Raw genomic sequence first — 18,828 nt, 5'->3', positions numbered from 1 at the left:
CGGCTCGCTGCCTCACCTGAGCGGGGTGGCGCGTTCCCCGGCGTCGCCGGACCCGTCGAAGGTGCCGCTGACCCCGTACGACGCCTTGCGGGAGGCCCGGCGCAGGGTGTTCAGGACGGCGGGGCCGAGCACCACGATCGCGAGGGTGTTGGTGATCGCCCGGCCGGTGTCCCAACCGGCGGTGGAGGTGAGCAGGGTGAAGACCGCGAAGCGGTGCAGGTTCTCCAGCACCGGCGCTCCAGCGACGTAGGAGATCGCGCCCTCGTGGTAGGCGACCTCCGCGCCGGTGACGAACGGCCAGAACCACAGGTTCATGAGGAAGCCGAACGCGTACGACACGACGATGCCGTAGCCGACGAGCATCGCGACCTCGGCCCGGCCGGTGACCCGTCTCGGCAGCAGGCCGGCGCCCATCCCGATCCACGCCGCGGCCATCATCTGGAACGGCAGCCAGGGGCCGACGCCCGCGGTGAGCAGCGCGGAGGCGAACAGCGACGTGCACCCCAGCACGAAGCCGAACCCGGCTCCGAAGACCCGGCCCGAGAGCACGAGCAGGAAGAAGACCGTCTCGATGCCGGCGGTGCCGGCCCCGAGCGGGCGCAGCGCGGCGTTGATCGCGGACAGGACGCCGAGCATCGCCAGCGCCTTGGAGTCCATCCCGCCCTCGGAGAGCTCAGCCAGCACGATCACGATCAGGACCGGCAGGATCGCGAGGAAGAGGAACGGCGCGTCGACGCCGTGCTGCAGCGAGGAGGGGTCGACGCGCACCAGCAGCGGCCAGCAGAACATCAGCAGTCCGCCGAGCGAGGCCAGCGCCAGCACGAGGGCCGAGCGCCGGCCGACCCGGACGGCGCTGGTGCCGTCCCAGGGCCGGACCGGTGGGGTGTCGGGCCGGACGCCGCTCACGGGACCTCCTCCAGCGCGCCGGCTACCTCGTCGACGGTGAGCCAGCCGGGCCCGAGGATCTTGGCGACCTGGGTGGCGAAGGCGGGGGAGCCGCCGAGGACGTCGCGGGTCGGTCCCTCCGAGACGACCTCGCCCTCGGCCATCACGACGGCGCGGTCGGCGACCTGGGCGACGAACTCCACGTCGTGGGAGGCCACGACGACGGCCCGGCCCGCGGCGGCGAGCCGGCGGACGACGGCCACGAACGTCGCCTTCGCGGTGTAGTCGAGCCCGCGGGTCGGCTCGTCGAGGAGCATCACCCGCGGCGCCGCCGTCAGCTGGAGGGCGAGCACCAGCGCGAGCCGCTGCCCCTCGGAGAGGTCGCGCGGGTGGCGTGCGTGGTCGATGCCCGGCGCGATCGACTCGAGCAGGCTCGCGCAGGTGCCGGGTCCGGTGCCGGCCTCGAGGTCGCCGGCGGCGCACTCGGCAGCGACGGTCTCGAGGTAGAGGAGGTCGGCCGCCGACTGCGGGACCAGCCCGACGAGCTCGCGCGCCCCGGCCGCGGAGAGCTCCTTCGGGTCCCGCCCCGCGACGGCGACCCGGCCGCCCTGGCGCGGGCCGGAGCCCTGGACCGCCCACAGCAGCGAGGACTTGCCGGAGCCGTTGCGGCCCATCAGGGCGGTCACGGTGCCGGCCCGCAGGACCAGGTCGACCCCGCGCACGGCGACCTTCGGTCCGTAGCGGACGACGACGCCGGCGGCCTCGAGCAGCGGCGGCGCCGTGCTCGCGGGCGGGTCGACCGGGGTGCCGGCGACCTCGAGCCGCTCCCGGACGGCGCCGGCCCGGCGTCGCGCGTCGCGGACCGACAGCGGCAGCGGGTCCCAGCCGACCTCGCGCCCGAGCCGGACGATGGGCGGGGCGATCGGCGTCCGGGCGAGCAGGGCGGCCGGGGCGTCGACCTCGACGCGGCCGTCGGTGTCGACGAACAGCATCCGGTCGGCGAAGGGGACCACGCGCTCCATCCGGTGCTCGGCGAGCACGACGGTGGTGCCCAGGTCCTGCACCAGCCGGGCGATGGTGGCGAGGACGTCCTCCGCGGCGGTGGGGTCCAGCGCCGACGTCGGCTCGTCGAGCACCAGCACCTGCGGGTGGGTGGTGAGCACCGCGCCGATCGCGACGCGCTGCTGCTGGCCCCCGGAGAGGGTGCGCAGGGCGCGACGCCGCAGCTCGGCGATCCCGAGCAGGTCGAGGGTCTCCTCGACGCGGCGGCGCATCACGTCGGCGCGGACGCCGAGCTGCTCCATCCCGTAGGCGAGCTCGTCCTCGACGGTGTCGGTGACGAACCCGGCCAGCGGGTCCTGGCCGACGACGCCGACCAGGTGCGCGAACTCGCGCGGCGGTCGCTCGTGGGTGCTGACGCCGGCGACGGTGACCCGGCCCTGCAGGTGCCCGCCGGTGAAGTGCGGCACCAAGCCGTTGAGGGTGCCGAGCAGGGTCGACTTGCCGGCGCCGGTGCGCCCGGTGAGCAGCACCAGCTCGCCCTCCTCGAGGGTCAGGTCCACCTCGTGCAGGGTGGGTCGCTCCTGGCCGTGGTACCAGAACGAGACGGAGTCGAGGGTGATCACGGGCGGCGCCCGACGCTCTCGTCGTCCCGGCCGTGGGACCGGCCGTGGGGCCGGTCGTGCGACTGGTGGGGGTCGCGGTGGTGGTGGGTCGGCAGCCGGTCGTCGGGGACGTCGTCCAGCTCGTCGTGGGGCGGCACCGGCGGCGGCGAGAGGAACGCGGGCAGCACCCCGACCCAGACCGCGGCGAGCGGCGCCCAGGCCAGCAGCGGCCACGAGAGCTGGAGGAGCGAGGGGGTGAGGGCGGCCGGGTCGGCGCTGCTCGAGGTGAGCACGAGGACCGCGACCAGGACCCCGGACCCGGCGGTGACGACCTCGGCGAGGTGCCAGCGGTCGGGCCGGTAGCGGGTGCGCTGCACGCGGCGTCCGGCCAGGACGAACCCGGTCATCCCGACCAGCAGGCCGACGGCGAGCATCGGGCCGCCGAGGTAGGCGGGGGTGGTGCCGTCGAGCGTGCCGTAGACGCCGACGCAGAGCCCGACGAGGCCGGTGACCATGAAGAGCCCGGTGGTCGCCCGCTGCCGCGGGGTGGCCTCGCCCGCGCGGCCGTAGCCCCGGGAGTCCATCGAGGCGGCGAGCCGCAGCGACCGGTCGAGGGCGTCCTCGAGCACCGGGATGACGACCGAGCGCAGGGCCCGGCGTCCCGTCGACGTGCTGCCGCGCAGGCGCCGGGCGCGGTTGACGCGCAGCACCGACTCGGCGAGCTGGGGGAAGACCGACAGCGCGACGACGACGGCCGTGCCGACCTCGTAGAGCGCCGACGGCATCGACTTCAGCAGCCGCTTGGGGTTGGCCAGCGCGTTGGCGGCGCCGAGGCAGATCACCATCGTCGCCAGGCGCAGGCCGTCGTAGAGGCCACCGAGGACCGACTCGGCCGACACGTCCCCGAACAGCCGGATCCCGGCGGCCCAGGCGGGCAGCGGGACCTCGGGGAGCCGCAGCAGGATCGTGGGTCCCTCGGCGCCACCGAAGACGACGCGGAACAGCACCCGCATCACGACGATGAACACGCCGAGGTAGACGTAGAGCCGGAACGACATTGCCCACGGCTCGCTGCCGCGCCGGGCGACGACGACGTAGGCGACCACGGCGAGCATGCTGCCGAGCAGCCACGGGTTCGTCGTGCGGCTCGCGGCGGTGGCGATGCCGAGCGCCCACACCCACCACGCGACCGGGTGCAGGTCGCGCGGCAGGAAGTAGGTCGAGACGACCCCGGTCGCCACGGTGGCCCCGGTGACTCGGTCACGCACCGTCGCGGGCCCGCCGTCGTCGTCGCGAGGTCAGCACGGCCGACGCGGCCAGCAGCAGCATCGCAGCGGCCGCGACCCACGGCGCCAGGTCGCTGGCGCCCACCTGGTTCTCGACGGTGTCGCGGACGTCGGGCGCGGCCTCGCCGTCGGTGAACTCCACGTCGTCGGCCGGGTCGGCGGCGGTGCCGGGGCCCTCGGCGGGCGGGGCCGGGTCGCGGGGCCTCGGTGCCGGCAGGTCGTCCCTGCCGGCCGAGCCGCCGGGCGCGACCGGCGGGTCCTGACCCGCGTCGGGGCCGGTGCCGGGTCCGGGGGAGCCCGGGGGTGCGGGGTCCGGCGCGGCCGGCGCGTCCGGGGGCTGCTGCTGCGCGAGCGGGTCCTCCCCGGCCGGGGCAGCCGCGCGTGGCTCGACGCACGGGCCGCCCTCGGTGCCCGGCCGCACCGCGGCGACGCGCGGCCCGGGGTTGTCGCCGTTGCGGGCGTTGAGGGAGAACGACCAGCCCTCGAAGCCGCCCGCCACGAAGTCCCGGTTCTTCACGCCCCACTGGCTGTAGGTCCAGGCACAGTTGTTGCCGGCGTGCCAGTAGGACCAGTAGCCCGACGCGGGCGGGGTGTCCAGGCACGCCTCCCGGTAGTCCTCGTCGCCCTCGATCGCGAGGGTCTCGACCGCCGAGGGGCGGTTCTCGACCCGGCAGACGAACGCCAGGCCCCACCGCTGGACGCCCTCCACCTGGATGCCGCTGCCCTGGAGCGCGTCGAGCCCGGTGCCGCGGCTGCCGGTCGGGTTGCACCGCACGATCGGGTCGCCGCCGAGCTCCTGGAAGTCGACGACGACCGTCACGCCGGTGTCGTCGGGGCAGAAGCCCGGGGTGCCCTTGCTGGTGTCGACGGCGGCGGCCGCCGTGGCGGGCGCCGGGGCCGGCACCCCGGCGACCAGCCCGCACCCGAGGGCGAGGACCAGGGCACCGCCGGCGGAGGCGAGTCGCCTCACCGGCGCACGACGCGGAAGGTGACCGCGCCGGAGCGGACGGCGAACGCACCGGTGGCGCGCACCCGGGCAGCGCCGAACGGCCTGGCGACGCGGACGGTGCGGGTCAGGACGCCCGCGGCGGTGGCGCGACCGCGCAGGACCTTGCCGCGCACCCGGAGGGTGACGGCCTCACCGGCGGCCAGGCCGCGCACGGTGATCCGCTGCTGGGCGCCGGGCCGCAGCCGCGCCGCGCGCAGGCGGACGGCCAGCTTCTTCGCGGCGAGCACCCGGATGCTGCCGGCGCCGGTGCGCTCGGACGTGGCGCCGGTGACGGCCACGGCGCGGGTGCCCGGTGCGGTCGCGGAGGGGACGACGACGGTGGTGGCGACGACGCCGTCCGCGGACGCCGTCCCGGTCGCGGCGCTGCGTCCCCCGACGGTGACCCGGTAGGCCTCGCCGGCGGCGAGCCCGGTGGCCCGGACCGCGATCGAGCGGCCGCGCAGCACGTAGCCGGTCGGCGCCGTGACGGCGAACCGGGCGGGGCGCGGGGCGGTGAGCTCCCAGAAACCGACCTGCGACAGGCCGAGCGAGGCCTGGGCGGTCGCGCGGATCCAGGTGTCGGGCTGGTCGATGCCGTCGGCGCGGGCCGCCTCGCGGGCGGCCGGGGTGTAGGCGATCGCGCCGACGTCGCCGGCCAGGGCGGTGCCGACGTCCCCGGCGCCCACCTGCGCGGAGGCGAGGTAGGCCTCGCCGTCCGCGACGGCGGTCACCGGCGCGCCGGCGTCCGCGAGGGCCTGGACGACGAGGCCGGTGCTGTTGGTGTTGGGGGCCTCGGTGCCGACGCCGCCGCCCCAGCCGCCCCCGGCGTCCTGCTCGTCGAGCAGCCAGCCGACGGTCCCGGCGATCTCGTCGTCGAGGCCGCCGACGCCCGAGCGCTGGGCGGCGAGCATCGCGGAGAGACCGAGCCCGGTGGCGTCGCGGTCCGGCGCGGCCGACGCGCTCTCGTCGCAGCTGCGGGGGCCGTCGTAGAAGATCCGGAAGAAGCCCGCGCCGCAGCGCTGCCACAGCAGCTTGTCGACCACGGGCCCGGTCAGGCGGCCGGCGCGGGCGAGCCCGATGACGGCCAGCGTCTGTCCGAAGCTGTTGGCGTTGTTGTAGGTGACGTCGGGCCCGAAGTCGACGACGCGGCCGACGTCGCTCGCCGCGACCCCGCCGTCCTCGAACTCCCCGCCGGCCGCGAACCGGCCGCCGGGGGCGACGTCGGCCGCGGTGACCACGGTGCTCAGGGTGCGGGCCACCAGGTCCTGGCCGCCGAAGTCGCGCGGGTCGCGCCCCCCGACCTGCGCGGCGACGAGCGTCTTGGCGGTGGGCCCGGCCAGGTGCTCCTCGAGCCCGCGCTCAGCGTCCCACTCGACCGCGCTGTAGAAGTTCGCCGCCATCCCCTCGTCGTCGAGGGCGGTGAGGATCGGCTCGGCGAGCTCGCCGTCGCCGGAGGCGTGCAGCGCGTAGATCGCGTCGATCGAGAGCCCGTAGTCGGGCCGGGGACCGAACGGCCCGGGGGCCAGGCCGTCGACGAGCCGCGAGGCGAGCCAGGCCGAGCTGGACGACGCCGCCGGCAGGTCCCGCCCGGCGGTGGGTGCGGCGGTGGCCGGGGTCGACCCGGTCACGGCGAGGGCCAGGGCCAGCGCGGCGACGGGGGTGGCGGCGAGGCCGGTGGTGCGGAGCTTCACGGGGTGCTTCTTTCTCGAGGGGCGAGGAGGTGGCGGAGCGAGAACAGGAGGGCGACAGCGGCGAGCGCGAGGGCGGCCCAGGCCGGCCAGCCGGGGCCGGGGTCCGCCGGAGCGGCGGCGTCGTCGGACCGGGCGGCGTCGGGCGCGGCGGTGTCCGGCCCGCCGGCCAGCGGCAGCAGCACCTGCGCCGTCAGCGACGTCGCGGACGACGTCAGCCACGACGTGCCGGCCACGGCGGGGGCGGACGCGGCGGTGGTGGCCAGGTCGCTGACCGTGGTGGGTGCCGCCCCGAGGGTGGCGGGCAGCCCGCCGTCGCGGCGCTGGGAACCGACCAGCACGTCGCGGGTCCGGGTGCTGTCGAGGCCGACCGCCTGCAGCGCGGTGGCCACCGCGGCGAGGGCGGAGACCCGGTCGTCGTCGAGGGTGAGCCCGCCGTCGACCGTGACCGCCGAGCGCAGCGCCGCGCCGGCGCCGGTCAGGGCCGCGGTGCGCTCGCCCGGCCAGGTGGACGGCGCCCGGTCGGCCGGCGCGTCGGCCGGGCCGCTGTCCGGTGGGCGGAGGGTCGCGTCGAGGGCCTGGACGACGAGCGCGGTGGCGACGGGGTCACCGGTCGCGCACCCTCCGTCGGCGACGGTGCCGGGGAACAGGCCGTCGTCGCACGGGGCGCCGACCAGGGTGCCGACGGCTCCGGCGGCGGCCTCGGGCCGACCCGCGGCGGTGAGGGCGAGGACCGCCCACGCCGACCGGGTGGTGCCCGCGACGTCGTCGTCGGCGCCCCCGGCGGCGAACCCGGCCGGGTCGGCCCGGCCGGCGAGCCGCTCGGCCAGGGCGGCGGCCCGGGCGGCGTCCGCGGGGCGGTCGGAGGCGAGCGCGACCAGGACCAGCTTGGCCAGCGGCTCGACGTAGGTGGCGCCGCGCTCGTAGGGGGCGGCCCCGACGTAGGCCGCGACCGAGCGCCGGTCGAGCAGGAAACGGGTGGCGCGACGCGCGGCGGCGGGCTGCTCGCCGGTCTGGCGCAGGGCGAGGACGACCTCGGCGGTCAGGTCGTAGTCGACGTAGGCGGTCGCCCCGACGGTGACCTCGACGTGGTCGCAGTCGACCAGGCTGGCCGCCAGGTGCGCACCCAGCCGGCCGCTCGGCGAGCCGGGCGCCGGGGCGACGGACGGGGACCCGGGGACGGTGAGGGCCGGCCCACCGCCCGTCACGTCGCCGGCACCGGTGCCGGGCGGCGGCGCGGGGGAGCCGGGCCCCGGCGTCCCGGTGGTGGGCGGGGTCGCGGGAGAGGGCTCGTCGGGACGCTCGGGCACCTCGGGCTCGCCGCGCGGCGTCCGTTCGCCGAGGTCGACGAACGAGACCGGGGCGAGGGCGAAGATGGCCTGGGTCGTGGCGCGGCGCCACTGGTCGCGGCCGGTGATGCCCGAGGCGCGCGCCGTCGCGAGGGAGCCCGCGTCGTAGGCGATGGCCCCGCGCTCGGTGGCCAGCGGCCCGGTGCGGGGGGCGGGGACGACGCTCAGCGACCGCACGAACGCCTGGGCCCGCCGGAACGCCGGCCGGCGTCCGGCGGCGGCGAGGGTCTGCGCGACCAGGCCGGTGCTGTTGGCGTTGGAGCCCTCGGTGCCGGTGCCGCCGCCGAAGGAGCCGTCGCGCCGCTGGACGCGCAGCAGCCACGCGACGCCGCGCTCGATCTCGTCGTCGAGCCCGGTGACGCCGTGCGCGCGGGCGGCCATCAGGGCCTGGAGGCCCAGGGCGGTGCCGTCGCCGTCGGCCGCGTCGGCGTCCTGGTCGCAGGTGCGGTCGTCACGGTCGAACATCCGGAAGTACCCGGCGCCACACTGCTGCCGGAGCAGGTAGTCCACGGCGACGGCCGGGACGCCGCCGGAGCGGGCCAGGGCGATGACCGCGAGGGACTGGCTGAAGGTGTTGGTGTTGTCGATGCCGACCCCGCGGTCGCGCACCCGGCCGACCTGCGGTCCCCGGCGGGCGACCAGCGACAGCGTCTCGCGCCGCAGGTCGTAGCGGCCGCCGGCGAGCGAGCCGTCGGCCCGCATCACCCGGCCGAAGGAGCGGGGGTCGCGGCCGGCCACGACGGCGGCCAGGAGCACCTTGGCGGTCTGCCCGGCCCGGCGCGCGCCGGCGTCCCCGAAGAGCGGGACCCCGAGGTAGTCGCCGGCGTCGCGGTCGAGCGCGTCGACGATCCCGCGCGTCGCGGCCCGGCCGGTGCCCGCGGCGTACAGCGCCCAGAGGGTGTCGACGGTCAGGCCCCAGTCGGTCGGCTCGGCCGGCGTCGGGATGGGTGCCGGCATCGTGCCGTCGACGAGCTCGCCGACGAGCCAGCCGCTCACCTGCCGCGCGGCCGGGTCGACCGGGAGGTCGACCGGCAGCTCGACCGGGCCGGGCTGCGGGTCCGGGGCGGGGTCGGGACCGGGTCCCGGGTCGGCGGCGACCACCTCGAGGGTGAGCACGTCGCTCACCTCGCTGCCGTCGTCCGCGCGCGCGGTGACCTGGTAGCGGTGGGTACCGGCGCTGGTGGGCCGGACGGTGCGGGTGCCGCCGGGCCGGGCGAGGTCGCCGGTCCACGCGCCGCTCGCGGTCAGCCGGACGGCGTTGCGCGACGTCCACCGCAGGGTGGTGCTCTGCCCGAGCGCCAGCGTGGGGTCGGGCCGGTCGGCGGTGACCGCGACCTGCGGCGCGTCCGGGTCGGCGGGCACGGCGACGGGCGGGTGCCGCGGGGGCGGGTTGGTCCCGGCGGTCGCGTCGATCGCGAACGACCAGCCCTCGAAGCCGCCGGGCACGACCTCGCGGTTCAGGACGCCGTGCTCGGAGTAGTGCCAGTCCTGGCCGCTGCCGTCGGCGTACCAGTAGGACCAGTAGGCCGCCGCCGGCGGCGTGTCGGTGCAGCGTTCGCGGTAGCGCGGGTTCGAGGCCAGGGACAGCGTCTCGGCCGGGGCAGGGCGGCCGTCGATCCGGCACACGAACGCATCGCCCCACCGCGCCACGCCCGTGGGTGCCAGGTCGGCGTCGACGAGGGCCTGGTGGCCGGTGCGCGGGGCGACCGTGCCGTCGGTGGCCACCGTCGCGGGGGAGCAGCGCACCAGTGTCGGCGCCGCCGTGCCGCCGTTACCGTCGAGCTGCTGGAAGTCGACGACGACGGTCACCCCGCTGCGCGCGTCGGCGCCCGTGCACGCCCCCGCGTAGGACGCCGCCGCGGCGGCTGCCGGCCCAGCCCCGGGCAGGAGCGCGAGGGTGGTGGCCACGAGCGCGAGCGCTGCGGCGCCGGCCGCGATGCGGCGGTGCGTCCCGATCGGCATTGCTGTGCATCTCCCCGTTGGGCGGGGAGGCGCCGGGTGGGCGCTGACCCCACCCGTAGTCCACGACGGTGTGTTGTGTGCTGCTGCTCCACGGGCCAGTCCGGCTCACCGCGGCGCCGGGGCGCCGCGATCTACGGTTGCGGGTCAGCGCCGGGTTCGGACCGGCTTTGAGCACCGCGGAGGTGTGTTCGGTTGTGGTGCCCGGGCCAGCCGGGCACCGCAGTGTGCGCCCTGTCCTCGCGCCCCCGCAACTCGCCACCGTCCCGCGGGGGTCGGGGCCGTCCATCCCGCGGGAGGTGGCGCGAGCGTCCGGGCCGGGCCTTGACTGGCTCACCAGGAGGTGCGCAGATGCCAACCGAGACGCCAGTCCGGACGACTACCCAGACGACGGCCCAGACGACGGCACGCGTGGCCGGGTGACGCGCGGGGTGCGCAAGGTCGGGGTCGAGGAGGAGCTCTGGGTCGTCGACCCGGCGTCGCGGCGGGCGGTGCCCCGCGCGCCCCAGGTGCTGCGGCTGGCCGACGACGACGTCGAGCGCGAGCTCTTCCGGCACCAGGTCGAGATCCACAGCGACCCGTCCACCGACCTCGACGACGTCGGGCGCGACCTGCGGGCGGCCCGCTCCGGCGCCGGGCGGGCGGCCGAGGGCGCCGGCCTGGCGGTGGTCGCCTCCGCGGTGGCGGTGCTCGCCTCCGAGGTCGACGTCGTCAGCGACGACGACCGGTACCGCGACATGGTCGCGCGCTACGGCGACGTCGCCCGCTCCGCCGGGACCTGCGGCATGCACGTGCACGTCGACGTCGACTCCGACGAGGAGGGCGTGGCCGTCATCGACCGGATCGCCCCGTGGCTGCCGGTCGTGCTGGCGGTGAGCACCAACTCGCCCTTCGCCGACGGCGGCGACACCTCCTACGCGTCGTGGCGCAGCGAGCAGTGGTCGCGCTGGCCGAGCGCCGGGCCGACCGACCCCTTCGGCGACGTCGCCGGCTACCGCGCCGCCTCCCGGGCGCTGGTGCGCTCGGGCGCCGCCCGCGACGACGCGATGCTCTACTTCGACGCCCGGCTCGCCGCCAGCTACCCGACGGTCGAGATCCGCGTCGCGGACGTCGCGACCGACCTCGACGACAGCCTCCTGGTGGCGTCGCTGGTCCGCGCCCTGGTGCACACCGCGGCCGCGGGTGCGCTGCCCGTCGTCCCCTGGCGCTCCGAGCTGCTGCGGGCCGCGCGGTGGCGGGCCGCCCGCCACGGCCTCGCCGGCGACCTGCTGCACCCGGCCCGGCCGGACGCCGAGCCCGTCGGCGCCGCCGACGTGCTCTCCGACGTCGTGGACGCCGTCCGCGACGCGCTGGACCTGGCCGGCGACACCGACCGCGTCGCCGAGGGGGTGGCCCGGGTGCTCCGGGGCACCGGGGCCACCCGCCAGCGCGCCGCCCTCGAGCGCACCGGCGACCTCGCCGGCGTCGTCGACGACCTCGTCGCCCGCACCCGCGACTCCTGGAAGGAGCCCTGATGTCCACACCCGAGGTGACCACCGTGGTCCTCGACCTCGACGGCACGCTCGTCGACTCCGTCTACACCCACGTCCTGGCCTGGCACGCCGCCTTCCAGGACGTCGGTGTGGAGGTCCCCGCCCGCCGGATCCACCGGCTCGTCGGCATGGGTGGTGACCGCCTGGTCGCCGCGGCGGCCGGCCAGGCCACCGAGCAGGCGCTCGGCGACGAGGTCCGCCAGCGCCACCCGCAGCACCTCGACCGGCTGTTCGGGTCGATCACGCCGACCGAGGGCGCCCTGGACCTGCTGGAGGCGATGCGCACCCGCGGTCTCGACGTCGTCCTGGCCAGCTCGGGCGACCGCGACCTCACCGAGCGGCTGCTCGACGTCCTCCCGGGCTCGCGCGACCTCCTCGGCCGCGTCGTGACCGGCTCGGACGCCGAGCAGAGCAAGCCCAGCGGGGAGCTGGTCGAGGTCGCCCTCGGCACCGCCGACCGCTCGCGCGCCGTCCTCGTCGGTGACGCGGTCTGGGACGTGCAGTCCGCGGCGGACGCCGGGATCCCGTGCCTCGGCGTGCTCACCGGTGGCCTGGCCGAGGCCGAGCTGCGCGACGCCGGCGCGCACGACGTCGTGGCCGACGCCGCGACCCTCGCGCGGCGGCTGGTCGAGACCGGGTCGCTGCTCAGGTCGTGAAGCCGTCGACCGGCGTCGGCGTGGGGTCGCAGGCCGGGCAGACGACCCGCACGGGCGGGTCGGCCAGCAGGGGCAGGTCGCCCTCCCCGGAGCGGGGGTCGGCGACGAGGACGGGCACGAGGGCGCCGCCGCAGCGCGGGCACCTGCTCTGGTCGGTCATCGTTCCTCCTGCCGGCGGGCGGGCTCGGGGATCGGGACCCGCACGCTCCTTTCGTACCGCGGAAGCCCCGGTGGGCATCGCACCCGCACGGGTGATCGCGGCGGGCGCCCACATGCCGAGCCGGCTTGCCCGGCACCGCGGCGATCCGGTTAGAGTGGCACGCGTCATGACGTACCGACTCCTCCTTCGCCGCCGCAGCGAGGTCTGAACCGCCGACCTCCTCGCTGCGGAGGCTCTGTGCGCCGGCGCCCCAGCCACCAGCAGGAGAACACCATGACCAGCAGCACCCCCACCGGCAGCACCACGACCGGCAGCCCCGCGCCGACCGGCGGCCAGCAGCCCAGCGGCATGCCGCACCAGCGCTACGAGCCGTTCATCCCGCTCGACCTGCCCGACCGCACCTGGCCGACGAAGCGGATCCAGACCGCGCCGCGCTGGTGTGCGGTCGACCTGCGCGACGGCAACCAGGCCCTGATCGACCCGATGTCGCCGACCCGCAAGCTGGCGATGTTCAAGCTGCTCGTCGAGATGGGCTACAAGGAGATCGAGGTCGGCTTCCCGAGCGCCAGCCAGACCGACTTCGACTTCGTGCGCCAGCTCATCGACGAGGACATCATCCCCGACGACGTCGTCATCCAGGTGCTGACCCAGGCGCGCGAGGAGCTCATCGAGCGCACCTACGAGTCGATCCGCGGCGCGAAGCAGGCGATCGTCCACCTCTACAACTCCACCTCGACGCTGCAGCGGCGCGTGGTGTTCGGCCTCGACGAGGACGGCATCGCCGACATCGCCGTCCAGGGCGCGCGGCTGTGCAAGAAGTACGAGGAGGGCGTGCCGGAGACCGAGGTCTTCTACGAGTACAGCCCGGAGTCCTACACCGGCACCGAGCTCGAGTTCGCGGTGCGCGTCTGCAACGAGGTGCTGGACGTCTTCGAGCCGACCGCCGAGAAGCCGGTCATCATCAACCTGCCCGCGACCGTCGAGATGGCCACGCCCAACGTCTACGCCGACTCGATCGAGTGGATGAACCGCCACCTGCGCCACCGCGAGCACGTCGTGCTCTCGCTGCACCCCCACAACGACCGCGGGACGGCGGTCGCGGCGGCCGAGCTCGGCTACCTGGCCGGCGCCGACCGCATCGAGGGCTGTCTGTTCGGCAACGGGGAGCGCACCGGCAACGTCTGCCTGGTGACCCTCGGCCTGAACCTGTTCACCCAGGGCATCGACCCGGAGATCGACTTCTCCGACATCGACGAGGTCCGCCGCACGGTCGAGTACTGCAACCAGCTGCCCGTCCACGAGCGCCACCCCTACGGCGGCGACCTCGTCTACACCGCCTTCTCCGGCTCCCACCAGGACGCCATCAAGAAGGGCTTCGAACACCTCGAGAAGGACGCCGCGGCGGCCGGACACGACGTCGACGAGCACCCGTGGGCCGTCCCGTACCTGCCGATCGACCCCAAGGACGTCGGCCGCTCCTACGAGGCGGTCATCCGGGTCAACAGCCAGTCCGGCAAGGGCGGCGTGGCCTACATCCTCAAGACCGAGCACAAGCTCGACCTGCCGCGCCGCGCGCAGATCGAGTTCAGCCGCGTCATCCAGCAGCGCACCGACGCCGACGGCGGCGAGGTCACGCCCGGCGAGATCTGGACCGCCTTCCGCGCCGAGTACCTCGACCGCGAGGCCCCGCTGCGGCTCGACTCGGTGCACACGAGCTCGGCGGCCGGCGAGAAGGACGCCCTGACCGTCAGCGTCTACGTCGACGGCGAGGCCCGGACGCTGGAGGGCTCCGGCAACGGACCGATCGCGGCGTTCGTGACGGCGATCAACGAGCTCCCGCAGGACTTCGACGTGCGGGTCCTCGACTACCACGAGCACGCGCTCAGCTCCGGCGGCGACGCCATCGCGGCGGCCTACGTGGAGTGCGCGGTCGGCGACCAGGTGGTGTGGGGCGTCGGTCTCGACGCCAACATCGTCACCGCCTCGCTCAAGGCCGTCACCAGCGCGGTGAACCGGACCGCCGGGCTCTGACCGCCCCCCGCACGGACGCGCGGTCGCTCAGCCGACGGCGCGTCCGTGGCGGCGCTCGAGGGCCCACTCGATGGCGTGGTCGCGGTTCTCGGCGCCGATCTTGCGGTAGGCCGAGCGGATGAACGACTTGATCGAGTTCGGCGACAGCGCGGTGGTCTCGGCGATCTCCTTGTTGCTGAGCCCGTCCGCGATGAGGTCGATCATCTCGGCCTCACGGGGGGTCAGCGAGTCCTGCTCGGGTGTGGGTCCTCGCTGGTGCACGGTCTCTCCCCAGGGTCGTCGATCACGCGATCACCAGGGGTTCGTCGCCACGGCGCCAACGGATGGCGCCCTCAGGTGAGCGTGAGGTAGATCAGGGTGAGGTTCAACGCGATGATCACCGCCGCCACCGCCCAGGCCACCTGGGTCGTGACCCGACGGTTGACCAGGCGGCCCATCACGTCGGGACGCCTCGTGAAGAGGATCAGCGGCACCAGGGCGAACGGGATCCCGAAGGAGAGCACGACCTGGGAGACCACCAGCGCGCGCGTCGGGTCGACGCCGAGGGCCAGGACGACCAGCGCCGGCGTGAGGGCGACGAGCCGCCGCACCACCAACGGGATCCGGACCTCGAGGAAGCCCTCCATCACGATCTGCCCCGAGAGGGTGCCGACGCTGGAGGAGGCGAACCCGGAGGCGAGCAGGGCCAGGGCGAAGAGCAGGGCGGCCGTCGGACCGAGGGCGGCGCCGAGCCCGGCGTGCGCGCCCTCGATCGTCGTCACCGGGTCGCCGCCGCGCAGCACCGAGGCCGCGACGACGAGCAGCGCCAGGTTCATCAGGCCGGCGATCGTCATCGCGACCACGACGTCGGTGCGCTGGCTGCGCAGCAGTCCCAGTCGCTGGTCCTCCGTGGTGCGCACGTAGCGCCGGCTCGTCAGGGCCCCGTGGAGGTAGATCGCGTGCGGCATCACGGTGGCCCCGAGCATGCCGGCCGCGAGCAGCACGCTGTCGCTGCCCTCGAACCTCGGGACGGTGCCGTCGAGGAGCGCCAGCGGCTGCAGCCCGCTGTGCAGGACGTCGTAGAGGAAGCCCACCAGGATGACGAGGAGCAGGCCGGTGATGGCGACCTCGAACGGGCGGTGCCCGCGGGTCTGCAGCGCCAGCAGCCCGAAGGCGACCCCGGCGGTGATCAGGCCGCCGGCGAGCAGCGGGACGTCGAAGAGCAGCTTGAGGGCGATGGCACCGCCGACCACCTCGGCCAGGTCGGTGGCGATCGCCACCAGCTCACCCTGCAGCCACAGGCCCCGGGTGACCCGGCGCGGGAAGTGCTCGCGGCACAGCGCGGGCAGGCTCCGGCCGGTCGCGATGCCGGCCTTGGCCGAGAGGTACTGGATCAGCATCGCCATCAGGTTGCTGACGACGACGACCCACACCAGCAGGTAGCCGAACGTCGAGCCGGCCGTCACGTTGGTCGCGAAGTTCCCCGGGTCGACGTAGGCGATGGCGGTGACGAACGCGGGCCCGAGCAGCGGCAGCGGGCCGCGGACGCGCGCCCGGGCCTTGACCTTCGGGGACTGCTGGTACACGCAGGGTCTCATTCTCGTCGGCCGGGCGGTGCGGGGCAGGAGGGTCACACGAGCGGGTCGGGACGGCGCCCGGAGGCCAATGAAGCGCCGATCCGGGTCCGACGCAACACCCCCGACCGACATGTCCACGGCGCTCCTCACCCCGACGGATGGGATTGCGGCGCTGCGGATCGGGGGTGGTGACACGACGGCGGCGGCGGTGCTTCGGTTGACGGAGCCAGGTGACCCGTCACCGTCCCGTCAGCGCCGTCCGGCGCAGGAAAGAGGCCGACCCGCGCCGCCGGTCGCGCGGCCGGAGCACGCACCCGGCGCTGCCCGAGGAGGCAGCGCAGCGGTGCCCGTGCCCGGCCTCGTACGAGCGCGCCCCGAACCCCCCGCAGTTCCACGACGAACCACGTGAAGGAGCACCACATGTTCGGCAAGACAGTCGTCAAGCAGATGATCGAGCGCAGTTCCGAGAGTGAGGCAGATCGCCGGATCTTCCTCAAGTCCGCCGGCATCGGCGGTCTGGGCGTGCTGGGGGCGGGAGCCCTCGGCGGGCTCGTTCCGGACTCCGCCGCCGCGGCCGCCGCCGCACCGAGCGACGGGGCGATCCTGAACTTCGCGCTCAACCTGGAGTACCTCGAGGCGGAGTTCTACCAGCAGGCCGCCTTCGGCAAGAGCCTGTCCGACAAGCTGACGTCCGGCAAGGGCGACAAGGGTGGGGTCACCGGCGGCCGCGAGGTCAGCTTCGCCACACCGGCGATCCGCAGCTACGCCCGCGAGATCGCGATGGACGAGCTCGACCACGTGCGGTTCCTGCGCACGGCGCTGGGCGGGGCGAAGGTGGCGCGGCCGCAGATCAACCTGCGGCAGAGCTTCACCGCGGCGGCACGGGCGGCGGGGCTGATCGGGGAGGGCCAGACGTTCGACCCGTTCGCCAACGAGAACAACTTCCTGCTGGCCGCCTTCATCTTCGAGGACGTCGGCGTCACGGCCTACAAGGGTGCCGCGCCGCTGATCACCAACAAGACCTACCTGGACGCCTCCGCCGGCATCCTCGCCGTCGAGGCCTACCACGCCGGGATCGTCCGGACCCTGCTGGCGACCAAGGGTCTCAACAAGGAGGCCGGCGCCATCTCCGACGCCCGCGACTCCCTCGACGGCCGCAAGAGCCTCGACCAGGGGATCGGCCGCAAGAAGTGGCTGTCGAACCTGGTCCCGACCGACCGGAACGGCATCGCCTTCTCCCGGACGCCGGGTCAGGTCCTCAACATCGTGTACCTGACCCCGGAGAAGTCGCGGAAGGGCGGGTTCTACCCGCGCGGGGTCAACGGCAGCATCAACACCTCGGGCAACAACGCGGGCTGAGCCTGCGCGACGTCACCGAGCGACGGTCGGTCGGGTCCCGGGTACGGGGCCCGGCCGGCCGTCGTCCGGCGTCGGTGGGGAGCCTCGTTGGTGTCGTAGCCTCACCCCATGCTGGTCTCCGAGCGCATCGGTCAGTTCTTCCTCGAGAGCGGCTCGGGCCGCGACCGCCTCGAGTACACCGAGTACGGCGGCGGCGACTCCTGGGTGGTGCTGCTCCCCGGACAGCTCCTGCCGCGCCGGATGCAGCAGCCCCTGGCCCGGGCCCTGGCCGCCGAGGGCCTGCACGTCGTCACCCTCGACCTGCTCGGCCACGGCCGCTCCGACCGGCCCGCCGACCCGCTCGTCTACTCGGTGACGGCGTTCGGCGAGCAGGTCGTCGCGCTGCTCGACCACCTCGGCGCACCCGAGGCCGTCATCGGTGGCACCTCGCTCGGCGCGAACGCCGCGCTCGAGGTCGCCGCCATCGCCCCCGAGCGGGTGCGCGGGCTGCTGCTGGAGATGCCGGTCCTCGACAACGCCGTCGAGGCGGGCATCCTGGTCTGCGCGCCGCTGATGTTCGCCGCCCGGTTCCTTCCGTTCACCGTGACCGGGCTGCGCAAGGCCACCCGGCCGGTGCCGCGCGGGCTGGTGCCGTTCTGGGCCGGGATCGCGCTGGACGCCTGCAACCAGCGCGCCGACGCGATGGGGGCCGTCGTCCACGGGCTCTTCTTCGGCCGGATGGCGCCGTCGTCGCGGCAGCGCCGCGCGATGACCATGCCGGCGCTGGTGGTCGGGCACCCCTCCGACCCGATCCACCCGGCCGCCGACGCGGCGATGCTGGCCGAGGAGATGCCGAACGCGCGCTTCGTGCGCGCCCACCACATCCTGGAGTGGCGGTTCTGGCCCGAGCGGCTCGACCGCGAGGCCGTGGAGTTCGCCCAGGGCTGCTGGGCCCGGACCCCGCGGACGGCGTCCGGCCCGGTCCGGGGGCCGCGGCGTGCGCGCCGTGCCGGCCCGCTCACCTGAGTCCTGTCAGACTGGGGCGGTGCCCGTCTACCGCGACGAGGCGGTCGTGCTGCGCACCCACAAGCTGGGGGAGGCCGACCGCATCATCACCCTGCTGACCCGGCACCACGGACGGGTCCGGGCGGTCGCCAAGGGCGTGCGGCGCACGACGTCGAAGTTCGGGTCGCGGCTGGAGCCGTTCACCCACGTCGACCTCCAGCTCGCCGAGGGTCGCTCCCTCGACATCGTCACGCAGGCCGAGACGCGGTCGTTGTTCCACGCCGGCCTGGGCAACGACTACGAGCGCTACACCTCCGGCACCGCGATGCTCGAGACCGCCGAGCGGCTGGTCACCGAGGAGAAGGAGCCCGCGCTCCAGCAGTTCCTGCTCCTCGTCGGCGGCCTGCGCGCCCTCACCCTGCCCGAGCGGCGGCCCGGCCAGGTCCTCGACTCCTACCTGTTGCGCTCGCTGGCCGTCGCCGGGTGGGCGCCGTCGTTCGACGGGTGCGCGCACTGCGGTCGGGAGGGCCCGCACCGGTGGTTCAACCCGTCGATGGGTGGCGTCCTGTGCAGCACCTGCCGGGTGCCCGGCTCGGCGGCCCCGGCCCCCGAGACGCTGGTGCTGATGGGGGCCCTGCTCGCCGGTGACTGGGCACACGTCGACGCCGCCGACCCGCGCCACCTGCGCGAGGCCAGCGGCCTGATCTCGGCGTTCCTCTCCTGGCACCTCGAGCGGCAGCTGCGCTCGATGGAGCACGTCGAGCGGTGACCCCCGCCCCCGGTCTAGGGTG

Annotated in this window: 15 protein-coding genes; 6 read left to right on the top strand and 9 right to left on the bottom strand. The window is 75.4% G+C overall.

Annotated elements, in window-relative coordinates:
* Positions 1 to 12 precede the first annotated feature (12 nt).
* From FE634_RS11180 to FE634_RS21055, 6 genes are read right to left on the bottom strand one after another with little or no spacing between them, the layout of a single operon-like run.
* Positions 13 to 906 (bottom strand): ECF transporter S component family protein, encoded by an 894-nt coding sequence (locus tag FE634_RS11180; RefSeq protein ID WP_138875912.1) that lies wholly within the window; start codon positions 904 to 906, stop codon positions 13 to 15.
* A complete protein-coding gene (locus FE634_RS11175; RefSeq protein ID WP_148240599.1) occupies positions 903 to 2,510 on the bottom strand; it encodes an ABC transporter ATP-binding protein in 1,608 nt (535 codons plus the stop codon). Before FE634_RS11175 ends, FE634_RS11180 begins: the two co-directional genes overlap by 4 nt.
* A complete protein-coding gene (locus tag FE634_RS11170) occupies positions 2,507 to 3,757 on the bottom strand; it encodes an energy-coupling factor transporter transmembrane component T (protein WP_138875911.1) in 1,251 nt (416 codons plus the stop codon). The genes FE634_RS11175 and FE634_RS11170 overlap by 4 nt, the downstream gene beginning before the upstream one ends.
* Positions 3,750 to 4,745, bottom strand: coding sequence for a hypothetical protein (locus FE634_RS11165; protein ID WP_222847569.1), 996 nt, complete (start codon positions 4,743 to 4,745; stop codon positions 3,750 to 3,752). The genes FE634_RS11170 and FE634_RS11165 overlap by 8 nt, the downstream gene beginning before the upstream one ends.
* A complete protein-coding gene (locus FE634_RS11160; protein ID WP_138875910.1) occupies positions 4,742 to 6,454 on the bottom strand; it encodes a hypothetical protein in 1,713 nt (570 codons plus the stop codon). Before FE634_RS11160 ends, FE634_RS11165 begins: the two co-directional genes overlap by 4 nt.
* The gene (locus tag FE634_RS21055; protein ID WP_187366677.1) at positions 6,451 to 9,762 is read right to left on the bottom strand and encodes a hypothetical protein; all 3,312 of its coding nucleotides are present in this window, start codon (positions 9,760 to 9,762) and stop codon (positions 6,451 to 6,453) included. The genes FE634_RS11160 and FE634_RS21055 overlap by 4 nt, the downstream gene beginning before the upstream one ends.
* Positions 9,763 to 10,178: 416 nt before the next feature.
* On the opposite strand from FE634_RS21055, the gene FE634_RS11150 reads away from it, so the two are divergent.
* Both FE634_RS11150 and FE634_RS11145 read left to right on the top strand, forming a co-directional pair.
* Complete coding sequence (locus FE634_RS11150) at positions 10,179 to 11,273, top strand: carboxylate-amine ligase (RefSeq protein WP_187366676.1); 1,095 nt, start codon at positions 10,179 to 10,181, stop codon at positions 11,271 to 11,273.
* Complete coding sequence (locus FE634_RS11145; protein WP_148240598.1) at positions 11,273 to 11,947, top strand: HAD family hydrolase; 675 nt, start codon at positions 11,273 to 11,275, stop codon at positions 11,945 to 11,947. Before FE634_RS11150 ends, FE634_RS11145 begins: the two co-directional genes overlap by 1 nt.
* Here the strand turns inward: FE634_RS11145 and FE634_RS21050 are convergent.
* On the bottom strand, positions 11,937 to 12,107 hold the full coding sequence (locus FE634_RS21050) for a hypothetical protein (protein WP_170981688.1): 171 nt from the start codon (positions 12,105 to 12,107) through the stop codon (positions 11,937 to 11,939). The genes FE634_RS11145 and FE634_RS21050 overlap by 11 nt on opposite strands.
* Before the next feature lie 273 nt (positions 12,108 to 12,380).
* Between FE634_RS21050 and leuA the strand changes: the two genes are divergently transcribed.
* Positions 12,381 to 14,138, top strand: coding sequence for a 2-isopropylmalate synthase (gene leuA, locus FE634_RS11140; RefSeq protein WP_148240597.1), 1,758 nt, complete (start codon positions 12,381 to 12,383; stop codon positions 14,136 to 14,138).
* A gap of 27 nt (positions 14,139 to 14,165) precedes the next feature.
* On the opposite strand, the gene FE634_RS11135 is transcribed toward leuA, so the two are convergent.
* A complete protein-coding gene (locus FE634_RS11135) occupies positions 14,166 to 14,399 on the bottom strand; it encodes a response regulator transcription factor (RefSeq protein WP_246060927.1) in 234 nt (77 codons plus the stop codon).
* A 71-nt stretch (positions 14,400 to 14,470) separates the two neighbouring features.
* Positions 14,471 to 15,703: an Nramp family divalent metal transporter gene (locus FE634_RS11130; protein ID WP_246060926.1), complete on the bottom strand. Its 1,233-nt coding sequence runs from the start codon at positions 15,701 to 15,703 to the stop codon at positions 14,471 to 14,473.
* A gap of 411 nt (positions 15,704 to 16,114) precedes the next feature.
* Here FE634_RS11130 and FE634_RS11125 point away from each other — a divergent pair, with 411 nt between their 5' ends.
* The 3 genes from FE634_RS11125 (at position 16,115) to recO (ending at position 18,806) form a co-directional block, all read left to right on the top strand.
* Complete coding sequence (locus tag FE634_RS11125; RefSeq protein ID WP_137295345.1) at positions 16,115 to 17,053, top strand: ferritin-like domain-containing protein; 939 nt, start codon at positions 16,115 to 16,117, stop codon at positions 17,051 to 17,053.
* A 108-nt stretch (positions 17,054 to 17,161) separates the two neighbouring features.
* Complete coding sequence (locus tag FE634_RS11120; protein WP_137295344.1) at positions 17,162 to 18,058, top strand: alpha/beta fold hydrolase; 897 nt, start codon at positions 17,162 to 17,164, stop codon at positions 18,056 to 18,058.
* Between the two features lie 19 nt (positions 18,059 to 18,077).
* A complete protein-coding gene (gene recO, locus FE634_RS11115) occupies positions 18,078 to 18,806 on the top strand; it encodes a DNA repair protein RecO (RefSeq protein WP_137295343.1) in 729 nt (242 codons plus the stop codon).
* Positions 18,807 to 18,828: the final 22 nt, after the last annotated feature.

The sequence above is a fragment of the Nocardioides sp. S-1144 genome, assembly GCF_005954645.2.
GTDB lineage: Bacteria > Actinomycetota > Actinomycetes > Propionibacteriales > Nocardioidaceae > Nocardioides > Nocardioides dongxiaopingii.
The sequence above is the reverse complement of the archived record's forward strand: the minus strand, read 5'-3'. Positions and strand labels throughout refer to the sequence as shown.

What these genes read in the sequence shown, in the direction of transcription:
- FE634_RS21050 (WP_170981688.1), bottom strand. Translation starts at nt 12,107, where the DNA reads ATGACCGACCAGAGCAGGTGCCCGCGCTGCGGCGGCGCCCTCGTGCCC.
- FE634_RS11145 (WP_148240598.1), top strand. Translation starts at nt 11,273, where the DNA reads ATGTCCACACCCGAGGTGACCACCGTGGTCCTCGACCTCGACGGCACG.
- FE634_RS11120 (WP_137295344.1), top strand. Translation starts at nt 17,162, where the DNA reads ATGCTGGTCTCCGAGCGCATCGGTCAGTTCTTCCTCGAGAGCGGCTCG.
- leuA (WP_148240597.1), top strand. Translation starts at nt 12,381, where the DNA reads ATGACCAGCAGCACCCCCACCGGCAGCACCACGACCGGCAGCCCCGCG.
- FE634_RS11125 (WP_137295345.1), top strand. Translation starts at nt 16,115, where the DNA reads ATGTTCGGCAAGACAGTCGTCAAGCAGATGATCGAGCGCAGTTCCGAG.
- FE634_RS21055 (WP_187366677.1), bottom strand. Translation starts at nt 9,762, where the DNA reads ATGCCGATCGGGACGCACCGCCGCATCGCGGCCGGCGCCGCAGCGCTC.